Genomic DNA, 528 nt, shown 5'->3' with positions numbered 1-528 from the left:
GACGGCGTCCTCGTGCCCAACACGGAGCTGGGCCATCTGGAGCTGGGCGGCCATGACGCGGAGACCCGCGCCTCCACGAAGGCCAAGGACGACCACGAGCTGACCTGGGAGCACTGGGCCAAGCGCGTCACCAAGTACCTCGCTCATGTGGAGATGCTCTTCTCCCCGGAGCTGTTCATCATCGGCGGCGGCGTCAGCCGCAAGTCCCACAAGTTCCTGCACCTGATCGAGGGCATCCAGGCCGAGATCGTCCCGGCCCAGCTCCAGAACAACGCGGGCATCGTGGGCGCGGCGATGCGGGCGGCGAAGGCGGGCTGATCCCGGGAGGGCGCGCGGATCCGTCCGGAGGGGCGCGGTGATTCCAGAGGGGGCGCGCGCGAACTCGTCCGTCGGCGGGGGATCCGAAGGGGGCGCAGACCCGTGTCCGGAGGCGGGCCGATCCCGGAGGGGCGCGCGGACTCGTTCCAGGGCCGGCTGATCAGAAGAGGCCCGGACCCGTCCGAGGGCGGGTCAGAAGCCGCGGGGCAC

The 528-nt window shown here is 71.4% G+C and carries 1 protein-coding gene; it reads left to right on the top strand.

Annotated elements, in window-relative coordinates:
- Window positions 1-318 (top strand): ROK family protein (locus AOK23_RS50460; protein WP_240496614.1); only part of this gene is annotated, 318 nt, incomplete at its 5' end.
- Between the last annotated feature and the right edge of the window lie 210 nt (window positions 319-528).

This window comes from Streptomyces torulosus (assembly GCF_001419765.1).
Classification (GTDB): domain Bacteria; phylum Actinomycetota; class Actinomycetes; order Streptomycetales; family Streptomycetaceae; genus Streptomyces; species Streptomyces torulosus.
This window is presented reverse-complemented; position numbering and strand designations above follow the sequence as displayed.